This is a genomic window from Roseateles sp. SL47, assembly GCF_026625885.1.
In the GTDB taxonomy this organism is placed as follows: Bacteria; Pseudomonadota; Gammaproteobacteria; order Burkholderiales; family Burkholderiaceae_C; genus Roseateles.
In genome coordinates this window covers 4045380-4066148 of record NZ_CP113068.1, presented here as the reverse complement: position 1 = coordinate 4066148, position 20769 = coordinate 4045380, and the positions used below count along the sequence as shown (strand labels likewise).

7 protein-coding genes are annotated in these 20769 nt (G+C 63.5%); 2 read left to right on the top strand and 5 right to left on the bottom strand.

The annotated features are described in order from the left end of the window. Positions 1-64 precede the first annotated feature (64 nt). The 5 genes from OU995_RS17865 to OU995_RS17845 all read right to left on the bottom strand — a co-directional run bounded on the left by OU995_RS17865 (position 65) and on the right by OU995_RS17845 (position 17440). Positions 65-517: a DUF4304 domain-containing protein gene (locus OU995_RS17865; protein ID WP_267831359.1), complete on the bottom strand. Its 453-nt coding sequence runs from the start codon at positions 515-517 to the stop codon at positions 65-67. Then, positions 514-5643 (bottom strand): RHS repeat-associated core domain-containing protein, encoded by a 5130-nt coding sequence (locus OU995_RS17860; protein ID WP_267831358.1) that lies wholly within the window; start codon positions 5641-5643, stop codon positions 514-516. The genes OU995_RS17865 and OU995_RS17860 overlap by 4 nt, the downstream gene beginning before the upstream one ends. An 8-nt stretch (positions 5644-5651) precedes the next feature. After that, a complete protein-coding gene (locus OU995_RS17855; RefSeq protein ID WP_267831357.1) occupies positions 5652-12050 on the bottom strand; it encodes an Ig-like domain-containing protein in 6399 nt (2132 codons plus the stop codon). Positions 12051-12103: 53 nt separating this feature from the next. Then, entirely contained in the window at positions 12104-13648 is a 1545-nt protein-coding gene (locus OU995_RS17850; protein WP_267831356.1) for a hypothetical protein, read from the bottom strand. A gap of 126 nt (positions 13649-13774) precedes the next feature. Continuing rightward, positions 13775-17440, bottom strand: coding sequence for an IPT/TIG domain-containing protein (locus OU995_RS17845; protein WP_267831355.1), 3666 nt, complete (start codon positions 17438-17440; stop codon positions 13775-13777). 589 nt (positions 17441-18029) lie between these two features. Here OU995_RS17845 and OU995_RS17840 point away from each other — a divergent pair. Together OU995_RS17840 and OU995_RS17835 are read left to right on the top strand one after the other, a co-directional pair. Further along, positions 18030-19007, top strand: coding sequence for an ABC transporter substrate-binding protein (locus tag OU995_RS17840; protein WP_267831354.1), 978 nt, complete (start codon positions 18030-18032; stop codon positions 19005-19007). A gap of 87 nt (positions 19008-19094) precedes the next feature. Further along, complete coding sequence (locus OU995_RS17835) at positions 19095-20699, top strand: sugar ABC transporter ATP-binding protein (protein ID WP_420714740.1); 1605 nt, start codon at positions 19095-19097, stop codon at positions 20697-20699. Positions 20700-20769 lie beyond the last annotated feature (70 nt).

The window sequence follows — 20769 nt, the reverse complement described above, 5'->3', positions numbered from 1 at the left end:
CACCAACATAGGTGAATCAATGCAAACCCATCTCCAGATTCACGAAAATACAGCAAGCAACCCCTCACACTTGGGTCAAAGCGTCCTTCGCAGTCTTCATGATCAATGCCCTCTTGAACACGTCTGCTTCGAGTTTTGATCGCAGACCTTCGATCCGCAAACAATCATTGCAGAAGGGCACGAATTCACTCTCCAAGAACTCGGCGAACGTGGCGGAGTCTTCCTTACTGCCACCCGCCATGCATGCTCGATCAATAGCCTCGGCATGACCGGGAAACAATGAAGTCAAACGAGCCTGAATGTGGCACTTGTTCTCTGCGGGGAATTCAACAGCGCCCAGGCTCTTCAACCACACGCCAAAGTTCAAATAGAACTTTTCATCAAAATCCGATTTTTGAAGATTGAGCACAACAATAGAATCACGGCCGCTCAGATACCAGGATCCACTCTTGCTTGCAAAGCCAGCTGACTTGAGCACGCAGCCGAGCCCCTTCTTGAAGTTGGTCTTGTCCATCATTGCCGATATGTGTCGACGTAACTTGTCCACTTCTCACCTGTCATTTGCTCCAACTCCTTCTTGTAGCCTTCAACCTGTTTTTCTCCACGCTGAATTGCACGGGGATTGTCGGGTTTGAGTTCGCGAACGATGCGATTCTCGTAATCGACGGCATCGGGGCGTTTCCCACTCGGCAGCGCCTTGTTGAATTCGTACCCTTCGCCTAAAGCATTCTCGTAGTTCTTGTGTGCTTCGCGTCCTCGAGCTGCCTTGTCAGACTCCCCGCCGCTCTTCTTCGCCCCCTTTGCTGGGCCTTTTCGCCCGCCACCGCCCTTTAAACGGCATTGCCCGTTATGCGCCAGGACGCCCTGCTCACCCGTGAAGAAGGTGTGTGCATTGGCAACCTCAAGGTTGAATACCGGAAGGGTAGCCCAGTCCAAGGCCACCTCGGTGATCGTCGTCCAGCGGTCGGAATCCCCTTCCCCACTGCCCTTGAGCAGCAGTTTCCCGCCACGTTTCAACAGAATCGCGTCGCGCCAGCCCTCGTCGGTCATGAACGCATGACCGGCCGTCGCCGTGAGCAACTTGCCGTTTTCTGTGTGGATTCGAACTATCTGCTGCTTCTGATAGCTGGTGAAGACATCCACCACCTTTTCGTACGACAACCTGTTATCGGCACCCGCGATATCGCCGCGTTGCTTCCATTCGCTGAAGGCCAGAACTTCATCACCAACCACCAGTTCCGATATTGGTTTCAGCTCCGTCTGCCCACGGATCGCCAGCGCGTCTTCCGAGCGAGGGCGAACGTGAACAAGGGTGTCTGAGGCGAAGCTGTTGCACGGATTTCGCGCCCTGCTCAGTACCACCATGGCGGTGATTTCACCCACGACCTTGCCGATGCCGTAGTTGCTCGAGCATACATCCACCGAACCGATGTCCAGCTTGCGGCGAACCCAGTCTCCATCCCAGATGCCAAAGGTCACAACCTCCAACATGCCATCGCCAAAACCGGCAATCGCGTCGACCGCCTCGTCCGGCACCGTCGGCCAATCTGCCGGATTGGTGATGTCAAACAACCCGTAGGGATCGATGCCATTCAGCGGATCACCACCCACGTAGATGTAGCGGTTCGGCCCACCGATCAGCCCGATGGGGTCTTCCTGGGTGTAGCGGCCCAACGAGGGATCGTAGTAGCGGTAGTAGTTGTAATGCAGTCCGGTTTCGTCGTCGTAGTACTGACCTGGCAGACGCAAATTCGACACGATGGTCACGGAGCCCGCACCGCCTGAGGGCGTCGTAATGCGCGCTTCGCCAAAGACGTTGTAGTCCCCCGACCAGACCACCTCCCCAGCCTTGTTCGTTGCCTGAATGGGAGCGCCAAGCTGGTCATGGTGGTAGTAGGCAAAGAGATCCTGCCCGTCGCTGCCCCGAGTTTTGACAAACAACACGTCTGCACCGAAGTCGCTATCCGGTGTGGGGCCGTATTGAGTCCGGATCTGCGCCGTTCCGATGGCGGTGACGGAGCCGTCGGCGCCCAAGCTGATGTCCTCAACGGCCTCGGCAATCAGTGCCTCATCCGAATAGAGATAGCTGGTACGGATGGCAGGAGACAAAGCGTCGCCGGAACGGCTGCGAAACTGTTCTTTCCAAAGACGGCGTCCCAATGGGTCATAGCCATAGCGCGCAACCAGGCGTCCACGGCCATCCGTCACCTCGGACAATTGGTTCTGACTGTCGTAGCGATAGCGAACGATGACGCCACTGGCGCCTTCGACCTGAGTCAGGTTGCCCGCGTCATCGTAGGAATAACGGGTTGCGTTGGCATCGGTGCCTCGTTGCACCAGCCGGTTGTTGCCGTCGTAGGTCCAGGCGCCACTGACCTGGCTGTGAGCGACACGATTCCCGACCGCATCCAGTGTGAATGTTTCGGTGGCGGTCCCCAGCGCCCCACCCGTGGTCTGCGCTTGGGTCAGCCGGGTCTCACTGTCGTAGGCAAACAGGCCGTTTGTACTGGTGCTGATCTCACCCGCCGTGTCGGTCCGTGCGCGTTCCTTCAGTTCCTGAACCCGACCAAAGGTGTTTTTGAGATCCAGCGTCACCTGCTGGCTGGGCGCCCGCACCTTGAGCGCCTCCAGGTTCAACAGGCCGTCGTACTCTCTTTCCTGCCGGGTTCCGCCAGGCAGGGTCACCTGGGCAGGCGCCACCCATTTGAACTGATTGACACTGATCACCCCTTCGCCCGGAATCGTCACGGCATCCAGCTCACCATGGGGGCTATAGCCGTACTCGATACGGGTGCCGTCCGCCCACACCAGGGCGGACTTCTTGCCAGCAGGGGTGTATTCGTACCGATAGGTCAACGAATGCCCTGCCGGATACGTGACGGTTTCACTCAGCCGACGATTGGCGTCGTCGTAGAGGTACGCGGCGCTTGTGGTCTGCGCACGTCCGTGGTCAGTTTCGGTCCAGGAGACAAGGTTTGACTCCCCGTCCCAGGTGAATTCCGCTGTCTTCTCCAGGACGTTCGCAGCCGAGTAGTGCTTGGTCCTCTTGATGCGCTGCAGCGCATCGCGCTCGTATTCGCTGCGATGCCCTTGACCATCGGTGAAGCTCGCCAGATCTCCTACCGCGTCATACGTGTACTGCTGCCGCTGCCCCAACGGCATGATCTGAGTCACCAGGCGGTCTGTCAGGTCATACTCATAACGCGTGCGATTGCCCTTGGCGTCAGTAAACTGAATAAGGTTGCCGCGCACGTCATACACCGCCTGCGACACGGCTCCCTGACTGTCAGTGGCCTGAAGAATCTGACCAAAGGCGTTGTAGACGAACTTGCGCGTCTTTCCTTCGGGATTGGTTTCACTGCTGACCAGCCCTCTGGCGTCGTAGCTCCTGCTGGTGACCAATCCTTCGGTGCCAAGCCTTCCAGGATTGAGCAGCGTATCGCTGGTCGGACGCTCCATGGCGTCATAGCGGGTACGGCGCGTAAAGGTCGGATATTGGATCTCGGTGGGCATGCCAAGGCTGCCGCGCAAGCCGCTGGAAGATCCATCCGCCACCTGGTAATCAAAGCTGGTGACGTTGCCGAGTTCGTCCGCTTCCCGCGTTACTCGAAGCAGCGTGTCATATTGCAGCGTCGTCTTGCGCCCGTCCTCATCCGTCTCTTCAATGGGAAGCCCTTCAGCGTTATAGCTGGTGCTCGAAACACCCCCCACCTCCGTCGTGAAACGCACCAGACGCCGCATGCTGTCGTAAGCGGCACGGACCGTTTTGCCCAGGCGATTGACAGACGCTACCGGATCTCCGACCTTGTCATACTCCAGGAGCTTCACCTCTCGCAAGGCATTGGTGACCTTGACCAATTGCCCCGTGGCATTCACCTCGAAACGGGTGGTCTTGCCTGCGGGATTGGTGTAGCTCACGGTGTTCCCGGCACGGTCATGAACATACTGCCGGACTCTCCCCATCGGATCGATGGTCTGGCGGACCAGACCTTGATCGTCGTAGGACAACTGCCATACCGCATCACCTGTGACCGTACCCGTGGTCTCGACACGCCCTTTTCGAGTCACCATCTTCGGGCGACCCGTAGCGTCTAACTGATATTCAGTGATCCGCTCATCCGCAGTACCAGCGGCCTCAATCGAACGAAGCAGGTTGCCCCTCGAGTCCCGCTCGTAGACAGTCCGAACGCCGGCTTCGTCCGTAGAGGATGTGATGGACAGGTCGACAGCCGAAATCTGGTAGCGACGCACGGTGCCGTCTTCGTTGACCACCTCGACGGGCTGTTCGAACTCATTGCGAGTGATGAGCGTGGTGAATCCGCGCGCGTTCGTCAGGCTTTCGCTACGGGCACCTGTGTCGTATTGAATCTCGGCCTCCGTGCGGCCGTTGACCAATCGACGCACCAGCTTTCCCACCCGGTTGTGGGTCAGATCTTCAACCCGGCGGCCCGCCGACGTCTCGGGACCGGTGATCTTGCTGACGAACTGCTTGTTGACTTCGTCGTAGTCGAATTGGTAGGAGGTGATTCCACCGTCAGGCGCGACACGAGTGGCAACGGTATCGCCGCTGTAGGTGAGCGATTCAACGCGCCCCTCTTGGTCAGTGATTTTGACGATGTGGTTGGCAATGTCGTAATCGTAGAGAACGACATAACCACGAGCATCCGTCACCTTCGTCAAGCGGTTACGTGCATCGTAGGCGTACTTCACCGTCCGGGCTGGCAAGTCTCCGGTGAGGCCGTCAATGGGATAGTCCCGAACCTCGGTCAGCAGTTCTCCGCTGTAATGCAGCGTGAACATCACTCGCCCGTTGCCATCCACCACCCCTTGCAAAATGCCTCGTGCATCCCGGGCAAGCCAGATGGTGTTGTTGTTGCGGTCGCCATAGGCTACCACCTGACCGCGCGTGTTGTAGTCGATCCAGGAACCAGTCCGGTCTAGCCAGCGAAAACCTTTCTCATTGGTGCCGGGCATCAGCGCCAGCCGACCGGACGTCAGCGCAGACAGTGACACCGCAGGCAACTGCTGAACCGGGCGCTTTTCGATCGTGGTGCGGTTGTTGAAAGAGAAGCGACTGGCTTCCCCCAGGTGCAGTTCGTTGATCCGCCGAATGCCCTCCATCTCCACCATGGCGGAGGCTGCGCCACTGCCCGCGCACAGGGACGCATAGTCCACGCTGACGCGCATGCCGGGCGCGTAGTCACTCCCCTCGGCCGGCATTTCCCGATTGAATGGCGTGCTCCGCAGGGGAATCATGGGGCCCGCGTCCCGCAGACCGGTGCTCACGTCCACGGCCGCGTGGGTGGGCTGCCAATCCTCGTCCACCCACACCCAGCAGCCGCCGCCTCCTGCGCTGGCCGCCAAACCCGTGCTGGGCTTTCCGCTGCTGTCCTCGGTCTGGCTGCCAGTCAGGTTGCTCCAGCTTTGAGAAAGACTTTCCCAATGAGGATTGAATTTCCACTCCTGGCCATTCCAGGCACGCGTCCACACCGCAGCGCCCGCTGTGGTGCGTACCGACAAGTCAAGGACCTGGAGGTTGGCGTAGCCATTCGGTGCCGTCACCGTCAACGCTTGAGTACTTTCGGCCGCGCCTGCGTCCAGGCAAGTCACAACGATGAAGCAGGTGGCCAACAACTGCGTCAAATGGCGCGTCAATCGCATTGCGTTCCGCCCTTTGGAATGAACACGCACTTCTTTCCCTTCATCTTGATCGGCGTGCTCGACCCGGAGCCCCCCCAGCCGCCACCACCACCACCGCCGCCACCACCTCCTCCTCCGCCTCCGCCGCCTCCGCCCCCACCCGCCGGGCACGAACTATTGCTGACCGAGAACCAGGACATGGCAGAGCCGCAGCTGGACTGCTGCCCGTTGGCGCATTGGAAATCGCAGGACACCGCCAGTTGCGCGCTGTAGCTGTAGCAGCCGCCGCCGCTGGCCGTGCCCGTGGTGGCCGCCTGATCGAGCGGCTGCAGGGCAATCACGCGATACGGAATCGTCACGCGCTGCTTCGGTGCCAAGGTGTCCGGCACATCCACCAGGAATTCATAGCGGAAGAAGGCATCGCTCGCCGGCAATTGACGCTTGACGTTGTCCGCCCGCACCAGACCGAAGTTGGTCAGGCTGGCCTCGCCGTAATAAACGTCACCCGCATTCATCTTGGGCAGGTTGACGCTGGCCGGTTGCAGCACCACCACGGCCGCCGGCACGTCGGTTTCGAAGGTGGCATTCAGCGTGATCTCGTAGCGGTCCTGGATGGTGATTTCACGCACGCTCCATTCCACCGTGATCAGGTTGTATTGCAGGAACACCGACTGGTTGAGCGTAATGCCCGGCTTGATGATCACGCGGCCACCAATCTCCTGATGGTTGTTGGCCGACGCGCGGAACTTGTAGCGTCCCGCCGGAACGTTCTGGAACAGCGCTTCACCCACGCTGTCCGTCGTCAGCTCATACGTGACCGACGCCACTTCTTCGTTCTGCAGCGTGAGGCGCGCACCCGCCAGACCCGCAATCAGCTTGCCGTCCTTGCCGACTGTCGCCGTGTAGATGTCCGCGGCCTTGAACAGCACGTTGCCCTGCCCGCTCTGGGTGACGCTGGCAAACACGCTGATCGACTGTTGCGGCACGTTGTCGCCCACCACAGACAGACGGAATTCATACACCCCTTCCGCCACACTGGCCGGAGGCGCAAAGGCGAGGTCAATGCTCTTCTGGTCGCCGACGGCCATCGTGCCGTCCGGCGTGCTGGTGATGGTCGCCCAGGAGGGCGCCGCCGAGCCATCCGGCCGCGTCAGGCTGAACCTCAGGTTGATGGCATCCTGCAGCCCCTTGTTCTGCACCACCACCGATTCAATCTGGCTGCTGCCCTGTGCCAGGCCGGTCTCCACAAAGCTCGGCGCTACCGTCAAGAAGGGCTTGGCCTCCGACAAGGTGTAGTTCACCGTCACCTTGCCGATCGGGGCGAGCGGATGCTCGTCGCTGATCACATCCAGGATGAGCGACCCGCTCGCCACCGCCGCATTGTTGGCCGTGAAGACGACCGGCAGATTCAAGCGCTGGCGTTCCGACAGGCTCACGGGTGCCGGCAGTTCCAACTGCACGCCTTCGGGCATCTGACCCGTGGGCTGGCTGGCCGCCACCAGCACCAGACGCAGGTTGCTGGCCGAGGTGCCCGCACCGGCCTGAGCCACCAGCGGAATGCTGAAGGGGTAATTGCGCGGAACGTCAAGCTTGTAGGGCGTCGGGGTCACCGTCACCCGATTGATGGTGAAGGCCTTTTGCTCGGGGCGATCGGTGATGTCCGGATGCACCGCAGACACGCGATACAGGCCCGAATCGGTCACTGTCGGCTTGAACGTATAGGTGAACTGACCGCTGCTGTCGGTCAGCAGACTGACCGTGCGTTCAAAGCCCTGCTGATTCAGGATCAGCTTCAGACGTGTGTTGCCCAGGAGTGTCTTGCCATCACGCCGATCCAGCGCCCGACCGGTGATCACCACATCCTCGTCACCGAAGGACGTGATCGGGCTGACATGGGTGACCTCGCCGTAGTAGGCCGTATCCACCAGGGACACCACTTTCTCCGAGCCACGGCCTGCAATGACGATCTCGTCCTCTTGCCCGCTGTGATAGCGCAGCTTGTCCACTTCCAGACGCACCCGGATGCTGTTCGGGCTGGAGCCCGGCACATTCAGATCGAACACATCCGAGGTGTAGCTGGCCCCCGCCGGAATCCGCGCCACGGTCTGACCATTGGTCAGCGTCACCACATTGGCACCCAGGGCCTGCTTGTAGGACTGCGTGGCCAGCACGTTGCCGTCGTTGTCGACGATCTTGAAACGCAGCTCCGTCGAATCGTTGTTGCCGTTGTTGGTGGCGGTCAGCAGTTCAACATCCACCTCCGAGGTGTTCTCGATGGTCAGCCGCAGCTTGCCGGTCCCGCCGCGAGTGAATTCTTCGGTGGCCATGCCAACGACCAGCCCCCCATCACCCACTTCGATCCGCTGCGGGCGCGAGAGCTTCACCAACTCGCCTTCGGCCGGCACGACTTCCACGCCCACGTCCGCATTGGCCAACGAGGGCATGTCGGTGTAGCCGCCCACAATCACCGGCACCAGCCGGGTCTCGTTCGCCGCCAGGCTCAGCAGATCGGACTTGTGGTCCTTGAACTGCGTGCCGTCCTTGTTCACCGGCAAGCGCACAACCGCTCGCACCCCCTCCAGCGCGCTGGCAGACGTGTTGCTGACCTGAAGCTGGAGCTTGTTCATCACACCGCGCTTGACCGGCACACCGGAGACCACCTGGGAGGACACGGCCGGCATCACCAGGCTGCGAGGCATCTCCACGCCGTTGGCATCCACCGTGGCCACGGTGTAGCGGCGCTCGCCGCTGGTGTAGCCGGTGTCGGTGAAGGTGGTGGACGTGATGGGGCTGCTGGTGAGCTTCACCCGCGCGTTGTCCGGCCCCACATAGACCAGATAGCCGGCCACGTTCCCGTTGGGCGCGTTCCAGCGCAGCACCGGCAGCTCGTTGCCCAGTTGCTCAATGCGCAGGTTGGACACCGGCAGCAGGCTCGCATTCAGGTACTGCGAATTGGAGATCGGCGATTCATTACCGGCCGCATCCAACGCGGTCACGACGTAGGCGCCCTGCTGCGGCGACGGGGCCGGGTCCAGCGCGATCGGCTGCTTGATGCCCGTCTTCAGCGGCGTCAGACCGGCCACCGTGGTGATGACGGTGCCGCTGGCCCGGTAGAGGTTGTAGCTGGTCACGGTGCTGGCCAGCGGCGGCTGCCAGCTGGCGACGATGCCCTGCCCCGTCAGTTGCAGCTGCAGGTTCTGCGGCGCGCCAGGCGCGGTGGCACTGGCCACCACTTCAACGACCGCACTCTGGCCCGAGACCGACTCCTGTCCATTGGACTGACGTACGGTCGCAATGGCGTAGCGGTAGGTGCCGTCCTGCGGCGTCTGGTCCACCATGGCCTCGCCGCCCGCGCGGATGAGCGGCTGGAGCGCATCCTGACCGGGGCCCTGGCGATAGATCTGGTAGCTCGTCGCATCCGCCACGGCCTGCCAGGCCAGTTGCACCTTCCCACCCGGCACCGCCTTGGCGGTGAAGCCGAACGGCACGGCCAGCGGGGGCAGCTCCCCTTGATAAACCTGGAAGCGGTTGAAGGCAACGACGCGGGTGGACACGTTGTCCAGCTCATCCTGCGCGCGGCTGGAGAAGATCAGCGTCTCCGGCCCGGCCGCACCGGCATCGGACGGCAGCGTGAGGGTGGCACGCCAGGTGGTGGCGTTCACCTGCGTCAGCCCGCCCACCGTGATCGGTGAACGCAGCGGACCGGACAGCAGATAGGTCACTGTCGGCGTCACACCATTCTTCGGCGCCTTGCTGAAACTGAAGGTGGCTTGCACCGGCTGAGCGCTGTCGTTCTTGATGGGGGAGGACGGCGCCAGGGTAATGGCCGACAAGGCCGGGCCATCGGTGTCGATCTGCAGCGTGGCGCCGGCATCGATGTCGGTGCCGCGGTTGCCCACCAGATCCCTGGCCGAGAACAAGGCGTTGGCCAGACCGGATGGCGTGTTGGCATCGATGAGGAAGTTGCCCGCGTAGGTGGTGGGGCCGGTCTTGGCCAGTTCCACCGTGATCGGGCTGCCGCCTTGTGGCACCACGGACAGGTAAGGCGTGGCCTGCAGGCTCTCGCTCACGGTCACCACCAGATTCACCCGGCCCTGGCCGATGCGCCCGGTGGCCGCATCCACCTTGCCCAGCGGCGTGTAGACGATGGAGAGCGCACGCGGCAGCGTGTTGTCCGAGGTGGCCTGCACCTGGTTGGTCGGCTCGGAGGCCGTGCCTGCGGCATTGAGGCTGACGACGCGGTAATACCAGACACCATCCACCGTCGGCAGATCGTCCCAGGCGGCCACCGTCACCGGGCTGCTGTTGACCTTCACGGCCTCACCGGTGCCGGTGAAGGCATTGGCGGCGCGATACACGTCGTAGCCGACCACATTGGCGTCGGTGGACTTGGTCCACGACAGCCGGATCTTGCCCTGCGGTTGCGCCGCTGCGGTCAGATTGGCCGGGCTGGCGGGCACGGTCACATCCAGCGTGACCAGCACGGCCGCAGACGGCGCGCTGGTGCCCCAAACATCGTTGGCCGTGGCCTGCAGCCGGTTGCTTCCCGCCACCAGCGTGACGGTACTGGAGAAGCGACCATCGCTGCCGACCGGCACAGCGCTGCCCACCGGTTGACCGTTCTGGATCAACTGGACGCTGGTGCTGGGGGCGGCCGAGCCGGTCACGCCGAGGCTGGACGTGCGTGTGATGATCCCTGTGGCCGGGCTGCTGATCACCGGTGCGTCCGGCACGGCATGCGCCACAACGATATTGAAACTGCTGGTCGACACGTTGTTGAGCGAGTCCGTGGCCCGGAGTGCGAGCACATGGGCCCCATTGGGCACCTGGCTGATGTCCAGGGTGGCGCTGTACGTGCCGCTGCCGTTGGCGGTGGCCAGGGCGTTGCCGTCCAGCAGCACCTCCACACGCGAGACACCACTGCGGTCGCTGGCCTGCAGCGTGAGCGTGGTGTTGCGGGTGAGTGTGGCGCCGTTGGCGAGCACGCTACCGCCCACGGTCAGTGCGCTCAGTTGCGGACCTTCGGTGTCCGGCAGCACCGGCGCCCGGTTGACGGTCACGCTGCGGCTGAGTTCAGTCGTGCGGCCGGCAGGATCCTGAGCCACCACCCGCAGCACATGGCTGCCGTCGGCCGTGCCATCCAGCGTCCAGGCGTAGGTGTAAGGGCTGCTGGTCCGAGTGGCCACCAACTGGTCATCCAGATAGATGCGCACTGCGGCAATGCCGGAGGCGTCGGTGGCCGTGACCTCCACGGTGATGGGGCCGCTCACCACACTGCCTGCGGCAGGCGTATTGATGGCCACCCCAGGCGCCTGGGTGTCGATCAGCACGCCGCCATCCGCCAGCATAGCCGTGGTGACGGTGCCGCCGGCATTGCGGAATTGCACCCCGATCGGCTTGCGACCGTCGCCTTCAGACACGGTGAAGTCCACGGTGGCCCGGCCATTGTTCAAGGGCTGGAAGTTCGCCCCGGCGAAACCGGTGCCTTCAGCCAGGCGGTATTCGGTCGCGTTGACGCAGGCAATCTCCAGCGTCACGGTCCGTTGCTCGAAATAGGAGGCTGGTGCGGCCAGTCGGATCGACGGTGCAATCAGCGGCGCATTGGCGAGGTAGCCGCTGTAAGTGACGCCACTGGAGACCGCATCACCCTGCCCTTGCGGATTGCCAGCGACCTCACGCGGGCCGCTCGGATGCCCCCACCAATTGCCGGTGGCCAGGATGGGTGTGGCAGGAGTGGTGTTCTGAATCGCGAGTGCGGTATTGCCCACCAGCTGCGTGCTGGCAATCGTCGGTGCGCTATTGCCCTCGGCCAGGATGCCGGTCTGGTTGCGCAGGAAACTGGAGCCGGTGATGGCGGGCGATGCGCCCTCCACCAGGCGAAGGCCGGTGAAACTGTCGGTGATCTGCAGGTATTGCAGCGTGGGGTTGAGCGCACGCAGCGTCAGTGCCGGTTGCTGCTCCGCGCCCGCAAAGCGGATGGCCCAGTCAGTCAGGGAGAGGAGTCCGTAGTTGCCTGCGGACTTTTCAAAACGTACGCCGCGCCAGTCCCCCGGTGCTGCGGTCTGCGGGGTGGCACCCGTCTGGCCACCGTTCAGATCGTCCTTCTGGCTGGTCAGCGTGACACCTTTGCCACCGGTGAGCTTGTCACGCACCACCAGTTGAGCATCGGGGCCGAACTTGACCACCACGCCTTCATCGATCTGCAGATCGGCCGCGCGGGCAGGCATGGCCCCCAGCACAAGAGAGGCTGCCGTGAACGCCGCCACAAGGCGGCGCACGCCACCACGACGCGGCGTGAAGACGCTCATGCCACCCACAAAAGCCCCCAGACGCGAGAGCGCGCCCATCTGCCGCAGGCAGCCAGGCAGGCGCGACACAGCCGACGGCTGATGAGGGCGTTCTCTCGTCATCACGGGTTCCTGAAACCGAGTACTTGTCTGGGGGTGGAGGAGCGCCTGGTGGCTTAGCCCCGGAATCCGGCGGCCCGCAGTGCCGCATACGAGACGTCGTAGGCCTTTCCGCTGGCCGTGACCACGCGAGCCTTGGCCTCACCTTCCATGGCGATGGTCACTTCCACCTTTTCCACTTCCTCGTTCTGAGCGAAGTGCGACAGGTCCAGGGTGCCGGCCACCACCACCGTGTAGGTGGTCGTGGCCTGCAGGACGCTTGGGCCTGCAGGCAGCGTCACGGAAACGCTGGCCGTGCCGCTCGCACTGGTCCCAGCAATTGCAGGGCTCAGTGCCTCCACAGGCTGCCCGTAGGCGGGGACCACTCGCAGCAGCACGGTGTTGCCGACGGGCACGTTGATGGTCTGGAAGACCACCTCGACCGGGCCGGTCGTGGTGCCGGGCAAGGTCACGTCCGCAATGCCAGTCGGCGTTGCCGGCACCGTCTGACCGGCGATAGATGCGATCCGCAGGCTCGGCGTGTCCGCAATGAAGATGGGGCTCGGTACATCGGCCACGTAAGCCGGGCTTGAGGTTCCGCTGAAGGTCACGGCCTCCGCTTCGATCCGGATGCGTCCCGGAGCACCGCCGTGCTGACCGGCATAGCCCGTGGCGCCGCAATTCTGACGCAGGTTGTTGCTGGCGTTGATGCAACCACCGTCCGCCAAAATCGCGCCATTGCCGGTCACCGTGGTAGCCACCAGACGAATCGCGCCGCCACTACCGCCAGCGCCCTGCCCGCCCACATTGGCGCCGGACAGACCGCCGCCGTCGCCGCCACGGGCATTGATGGTGCCGGTGACCCGCACGGTTCCAGAAGCAGCCAGCAAGATGGCGCCGCCACCACCGCCGCCGCCGGAACCCGGGAAGGTCAAACCTCCACGGCCACCACCACCACCAGAGCCTCCGAGCAAGGGCTGCAGCAGCGGAGAACCGTAGGCCTTGCCCACGACCGTCACCGTGCCCGCACCGCAGTAGTAGCCTTCCCCGTAGGGTTGGTAGGCCTTGGAGGCGTAACCGCCGCCGATGCCGAGGTATTTGAAGTAGCCAACGTTGTTGCAGCCGTCGCCGCCCTCCATGCCACCGGGGCCGCCCCCAGGGCCCAGGCCCGTGCCGCCACGAATCACCTCAGGCCGCTGCTGCTGATCGTCGCGTCCTCCCCGTCCTCCGTCGAAACCGCCTGGTCCGCCAAGACCCGGCAACCCGTCATCCCCTAGAGCACCGTCGCTGTAAGTCCCGGTGGGAGACGCATCGGCGCCGCGAACGTCGATCGTGCCCGCCACGGTGATGTCACCGCTGGCCAGGATGAAGGCGGGGGTATTCGTCGTGTTCTTCTTGAACTTCACCGTCACACCGGCCGGGATGTTCACGGACGTGTAATTCAACACCCCCGACGGCGGCAACTGAATCTCAACGTTGACGGTCGGGCTTAGCGCACCGTCCGCACCGGTACTACCGCTGTTGACGGCTGCATGCGCAGACGCCAATGCCAACGTGGCCATTGCAAAAACAGCCGAGGCGCCATGCCTCGCAGCCCAGGGCTTTGAAGTGGAAGGGTTCATGGAAAGGCTCCTCGTACCAGGATGAAATTCGGTTGAATCAGAAACGGCGTCGGCACCGGACAGCCGCAGCGCAGCGGTCAAGGTGTCAATGCGAAGGAAATCAGACATGCGTAGCTCCCAGGGGCCCTAATTCGGGGTGACCACGGTGATCGTGTTGGCGGCCGTCGACGACGCGGAGGTGGAGCCGCCCGGCACCACCAGGCGCAACACTCGTTGGCCGAGAGGCGCCCCCCGCGCCACATTGACCGGCACCGTCAGGAGTTCCCCCAGGTTGTCCTGAGACCAGACCAGTCCGCTGCCCGCTTCCAAGCCATCGGCAGGCTCGAACTGGACCATCAGCACACCCTTGAGCTTGGCGCCGCGCACGACCAGGGCAGCAGGCTTGCCTTGCTCAAGCACGATCGGAGAGAGGGACGTCAGCGTCGGAATGGCGCCAATACCGATGCGCGGCACGTCCGGCATTGCGAAACTGACCGGCGCCCCAGTCCCTGTCACCAGCCGCAGACGACGTGCCGTGAGTGGCGCATCCGGTGCCACCGACAAGGGCACGGACAGCCGCGATCCATCGGCGCTCGCGACCGGGGCTCCCACCAGCAGTCCGGTGGCAGGCTCGATCACCACAGCACTCACACTGTCCAACCCTTGTCCAAGGATCAGCAGCTCACCGGAGCTGCCCTGCAACCAGCCGGACGGCGACACGCTGGCACCAAACGCGCCCACCGCGACACCGACCGGTCGGCTGGCGGGCTGAACGGGTGCGGTTTCCTGAGGCGGTGCGCCCCCCACTTGAACGCCCACCGGTGACGCGCTGATCAGATCCACATAGGTGCTCGACGTGTCAGCGCCCCTGCCGACCTGGATCCCCACAGGCATCGACAAGATGGAGGCGTAGCTTCCGGCGGTACGCTGCGCCACCCGCACAAGGTTGCCTGGCTGTACCGTAGCGAGCGATTCACCCGCTGCGGACTTCACCACCACGGCTCGCACACCAGAACCCGCCCCTGCGGCGACCGAGATATTGAAGCTCAAGGTTGTGCCCTCTGCGTTGGTGTTGAACGGCCCCGTGACCGTCACACCGTCCGACGGCTCCAGACGGGCACCCACGACATTCAACAGGTTGCGACCGCGCAGGTTCATGCGCACGGTGGACCCATCGGACACCAGTACTTGCGGCTCCGTCGCGATCAACTCCGGCACCGGCGCAGAAATCAGGAAGTTGGCATCCTGCGGCCGCGCGAACACCACCGGCAGCCCATTGGCTGCGGTGAGGGCCAGACGCCGAGCGCCGAGCGCCGAGGCGCTATCCACCGTGACGGCCACCGTCATTTCCGTGCCGGATTCATTCACCGTCGGGGTGGCGACCGAGACACCTGCCGTCGGTTGCATGGACACCGCAGACACCAGTTGCAGGCCTGCGCCGCGAATCGTCACCGTCTGGGTGGTTCCCACCACACCGATATTGGGAGCGACACTATTGACCCCCGTGCCGAGCAGGACACCCACCAGCGAAGTGGCGGTGTGAGTCGTCCTGGTCTGCTCCACCTTGCCGACCATGACACCCACCACGGGCGCAGCGATCGGCCCTGTCTGACCCAGCGATCGCGCCACCACGGTCATCCGATTCGCCTCGGTCATCACGGCGCTGGTGGCACCGGCGGGGGCCACGACTTGAAGCAAGCGGTCCCCCAGCACGGCATCCGACGACACCTGGAGCCACGCGCTCAGTTCAGTCCCGTCGCTGCTGACCACCGGAGCGGCGTCTGCCAGCAGGCCTGACTCCGGGGTGAGCTGGAGACGACCACGCTGGAGATTTTCTCCGCGCACCACGACCTTCACCGTGTCGCCCCGTGACACCACGATCGGTGTGATCGACCGAATGGAGGGCAAGCCATTCATCACTTCGACGCTGGCCTGCGAAGCATCGGCAAACAGCACTTCCTTGTTCGCGCCATCCCGCACCAACAGTCGTCGAGCGCCCACCGCAGCATCGACGGCTGCCGTCACCGGCACCCGCAACTCGGTCGCTTCTGCGTTCAGCACAGGGCTTCCCACCACCACGCCCGTCGAGGGCAACACGCTCACCTGGGCGCCAGCCGGGAGCGCACGGCCGCGGATGACCAGGGTGTTCGAACTGCCCTTGGTCCACGCCCTGGGAGCAACTTGCGTCACCACGCTGCCCACCGTCACCCCGACCACGGCATCCGCAGCGGTGCGGGTCGCAGTGCCACCCGGCAGGGGCGCATTCACCATCACACCCACCAGCGGCGCATACGCCGTATTGACGCCGGAGAAGTCATTCGTGATGAACAGCGGAACCGCCACGCGCTGAAGCGTCGGCGATTCCACAATGAAGCTCACCGTACCGGCCTGCTTGGGCACGATGGTCGCAGTGGCCGTGGTCTGGCCGGCGCGCACCACAACGCTGGCTGGGCTGACCGTGGCCTTGCTGACATCGGAGATCGAGAAGTTCAGGACGTTGTCGCGGTAGTCCGCCTTGGACAGACGGATCGTGATGTCCCGCGACTTGCCATCCGGCGGCAAAGCAATGGGCGTCGGCTCCACCGACACACCAGGGGGAACCGGTGCCTCGACGGTCAGGCTGGCGACATTGGACAGCAGAGGCTGGCCTGCGCCGCCGGCAGCCGGGTTGCTGACCTTGACAGACAAGGTGCCGACTGCGGATTGGCTGGGCAAGGCGGCCAGTACTTGAGAAGCGCTCACGAAGGTGGTGGGCACTGCACCCTCATTAAAGAGGACGGTCGAGTTGGACGCGAAGTTGCGACCATTGACAGTGATCTGCGTCACGCCTGCTCCAGCCAGCACGGTGGAGGGAGACAAGCTGACAATCGCCGGCAGGGGTTGCGTGATGGTGAATGCTGCGGGCAAGGACAGCGCACCGGCCTCCACCAGCACCTGCAGGTCGGCTGGCCCCACCGGGGCGTTGGCTGCGACGGCCACCTGGGCGAAGACCTGGGCCGATGAACCGCCCGTGAACGGGGTGAAGGTCAAGCCCGAATGGCTGGACGACAAACGATTCAACCCGCCGAGGCGGGTGCCGTTCAGCGCCACTGTGACCGTCTGCCCTTGCTCCAGCGTGGCCGGAGATACGCTCGCCACCCCGGGTGATTCCCCCACCGACACCACGCCCGATGTCACGACATAAGGAATGCCGCGCAGTGCCCATCTCACGGAACCGATCACATCGCCGGCAGGAACCGAAATCCCATTGATGACGTTGCCACTGGCTCGATTGCCAACACCGCTGGGCGACGCCGCCAGATCCACGGCAATGGCTGCGCCCTGCTGCTGGCGAATGTCCAGATAGTTGAACACCGGCGCCGAGCCTTCCACCCGCAAGCCGCGGCCATGGAGAAAGGTCACTCGTTCCAGGCGGGTGTTGGCCGTGCCGCTGCTGAAAACCCATTGGTCCCAGTCGCCAGCGGCAGGGGTGGCGCCTTGGCGTTGCTTGTCAGAGATCACCTGGATCGGCTGATCCACCGTCCCGATGGCCTGAATGCCGCCCGCCTGCACCGTCAAACGCGCGCCTGCGGCCATGGACACCACCACGCCGGGCTCAATGGTGAGTTGTGCGCCGCCCTGAATGACCACGTCACCGGAAACGACATAAGGGCTTCCCGCCAGCGACCAGCGCGTGTTGGCAGTGACGGCGCTGTTGACGGTTGTCTGGGCCTGCACGGCAGGCGCCATCAGCATCACGAAAGCTGCGAGCGCGCCCATCCACGCACCCATCCACGCACCCATTGCGGCACGCAGGCGTTCAGTGAACAACATGGACATCCGTCCGCAATGGATACGCATCTTGGAAGCGATGACGGGGAGAGCCGAAGCTCGTGCGCCACCTGTGCCAGGGACAACCCCAAGGGCAGTCACATAGGTCGCGTCTGAAGATTGGGGATCGCCGAGGCCTGGGGCCTCAGTGACTCGGGCGCATGCGCCCTTTCCCAAGGGCCACGTCAAAGCGCCAGTGCATTCCAGCAAGGTCGCGATTGCGCGACTTGTATCGTTTTGTATTCACGGCTCACATTCCCAGCTCTGCACTCCTCCCCAGGAATGCGGTCGCGAGTATCCATGAATTTTTGTTGCTGGGCAGTATCTTTAAGCCAACGAGATCGACACCCACCTCGGTGGGATTGCCTGGCAACAAGACCTGGCGTTTCCCCGCCGGCTGCGGTTCTCGTCGCCCCCCAGCACCCACGCCAGCACTTATCAAGCGGACTTGTCCCCGATATCAATCACAACATCGCTCATGACGGAAATGTGATTGGTTGTGCATGCCCCCAGTGCCTAGGATGGGCCCCACCTCATTCGCATGCTGGTGGCACTGGCACGCACATATTCATTCCAACGAGGAGACAAACGCATGAAGACTTTCCGTCGGCAACTGCTGGCCATGGCCGCACTCGCTCTGAGTCTGGGCGCCAGCGCCCTGACCCCTGCACTGGCTGCAGACAAACCCTTGGTTCTCGGGTTTTCCCAGGTGGGCGCAGAAAGTGAGTGGCGAACGGCCAATACCAATTCCATCAAGGAGGCCGCCAAGCAGGCCGGCATTACGCTCAAATTCGCCGACGCTCAGCAAAAGCAGGAAAACCAGGTGAAGGCCATTCGCAGCTACATCGCTCAGAAGGTGGATGTGATTGCGTTCTCCCCGGTGGTCGAAACCGGCTGGGACACCGTCCTGCGCGAAGCCAAGGCTGCCAATATTCCGGTGATCCTCACCGACCGTGCAGTCAAGGTCAGCGATCCCTCTCTGTACGTCACCTTTATTGGCTCCGACTTTGTCGAGGAAGGCCGCAAGGCCGGCAAGTGGGCCATTGAATGGGCCAAGAAGAATGCCCCGACAGGGGATGTGAACATCGTCGAGCTGCAAGGCACCGTGGGGTCTGCCCCGGCCCTCGACCGCAAGAAAGGCTTTGAAGAGGTCATCAAGGCCGAGCCGCGCCTGAAGATCCTCCGCTCCCAGTCCGGCGACTTCACCCGCGCCAAGGGCAAGGAAGTGATGGAAGCCTTCCTGAAAGCCAAGGACAAACCCATCCACCTGCTCTTTGCACACAACGACGACATGGCCATTGGCGCCATCCAGGCCATCGAGGAAGCGGGCCTGAAGCCGGTGAAGGACATTGCCATTGTCTCCATCGATGGCGTGCGCGGCGCTTTCGAGGCCATGGCCGCAGGCAAACTGAATGTGACCGTTGAATGCAATCCGCTGCTGGGTCCGCAGCTGATGCAATTGGCCAAGGATGTGAAGGCCGGCAAGCCGCTGCCCAAGCGCATCACCACCGAGGAAGGTGTATTCACCGCAGACATGGCGGCACAGGAATTGCCCAAGCGCAAGTACTGATCAGGTCCTGATCAGGTCCTGAGCTTCCGGCGGGCTCGGCCGTGATCGGCCCTGCCCCCGCACCCGCCTGACCCAAGGAGTATTGCTGTGCATGACGGATCGGCGCCCGTGCTGGTGCTGGAAGGAATCAACAAGGGTTTTCCGGGGGTGCAGGCACTCACCGGTGCCAGCTTGCGTCTGTTTTCCGGCGAGATTCACGCGCTGATGGGGCAAAACGGCGCGGGCAAGTCGACGCTGATCAAGGTCTTGACCGGCCTCTATGCGCCGGATGCGGGCAGCATGAGCCTGCATGGCGGCCCCATCAGTCCGCGATCCACGGCCGAGGCCCAGGATCTGGGCATCAGTACCGTCTATCAGGAAGTGAACCTCTGCCCCAACCTCTCGGTGGCGGAAAACCTGTTCATCGGCCGTTATCCCAAGCGCTTCGGCCAGATCGACTGGAAGCGCATGCGCGAGCGATCACGGGAACTGTTGGCGGAGCTGGAACTGGACATCGAGGTGGAAGCGCCGCTGGCGCGCTACCCGCTGGCGGTCCAGCAGATGGTGGCCATCGCGCGTGCGCTGAACATTTCAGCGCAGGTGCTGATCCTGGATGAGCCCACCTCCAGCCTGGATGAAGCGGCGGTTCAGCATCTGTTCCGCGTGATGCGACGCCTGCGCGGCCAGGGCATGGCCATTCTGTTCGTCACCCACTTCCTGGACCAGGTCTACGCCGTCTCTGACCGCATCACGGTGATGCGCAACGGACGCACCGAGGGCGAATACTGGGCCGCTGAACTCGGCCGGTTGGAGTTGGTGCAGAAGATGGTGGGGCCGCATGCAGCAGCCACCGTGACCACCGGTCCACAGGGCGACACTCATGGCGAGCCGGTGGTTCGCACCCACGGCCTGGCGCGCCGGGGGGCCCTGCAGCCGATGGACCTGGACATTCGCAGCGGTGAGGTGATGGGCCTGTGTGGCCTGCTCGGCTCCGGCCGCACCGAAACCGCCCGCCTGCTGTTTGGCGCCGATGCGGCCGATGCCGGGGATGTTGAAATCAATGGACGGCGTCGGCGCTTCAGCTCGCCCCGCCAGGCCATTGAGGCCGGGCTCGCCTTCTGCTCGGAAGACCGCAAGCTGGAAGGCGCGGTGCTGGGCCTCTCGGTGCGAGAGAACATTGTGCTGGCGCTGCAGGCCCGCCAAGGCTGGTGGCGCGCCATTCCACTCAAACGCCAGCGCGCCATGGCGGAAGAGTATGTGCGCCGGCTCGGCATCAAGACCGCCGACATCAATACCCCCATCGGCCTGCTGTCCGGCGGCAATCAGCAAAAGGCATTGCTGGCGCGCTGGCTGCTGACCCAGCCGCAGTTGCTGATCCTGGATGAACCCACCCGCGGCATCGACGTCCGGGCCAAGGAAGAAATCATGACCGAAGTGCGCCGGCTGTGTGCCGAAGGCGCTGAGGCGGACCGCCGCATGGCCGTGCTCTTCATCTCCTCCGAACTGCCCGAGGTGCTGCGTTGCAGCGACCGGCTGATGGTCCTGCGTGACCGGCGGGCCTGTGGTGTCTACGAACGCGGCCAACTGGATGAAGACACGGTGCTGGAGGCCATCGCGGGGGATGCGGCGGAAGCCCGTGGTGCGGAAGATGCCGTCAGGGTGGATTCCGCCCGGGCGGCGTCCATCAACCAGGCCGGGAGAACATCGCCGTGATTGAATCGCTGCCCCTGCCACCTCGGGACCCCATGGCGGGCCCCGGGCCACGCTCCAACACGGCCATGCC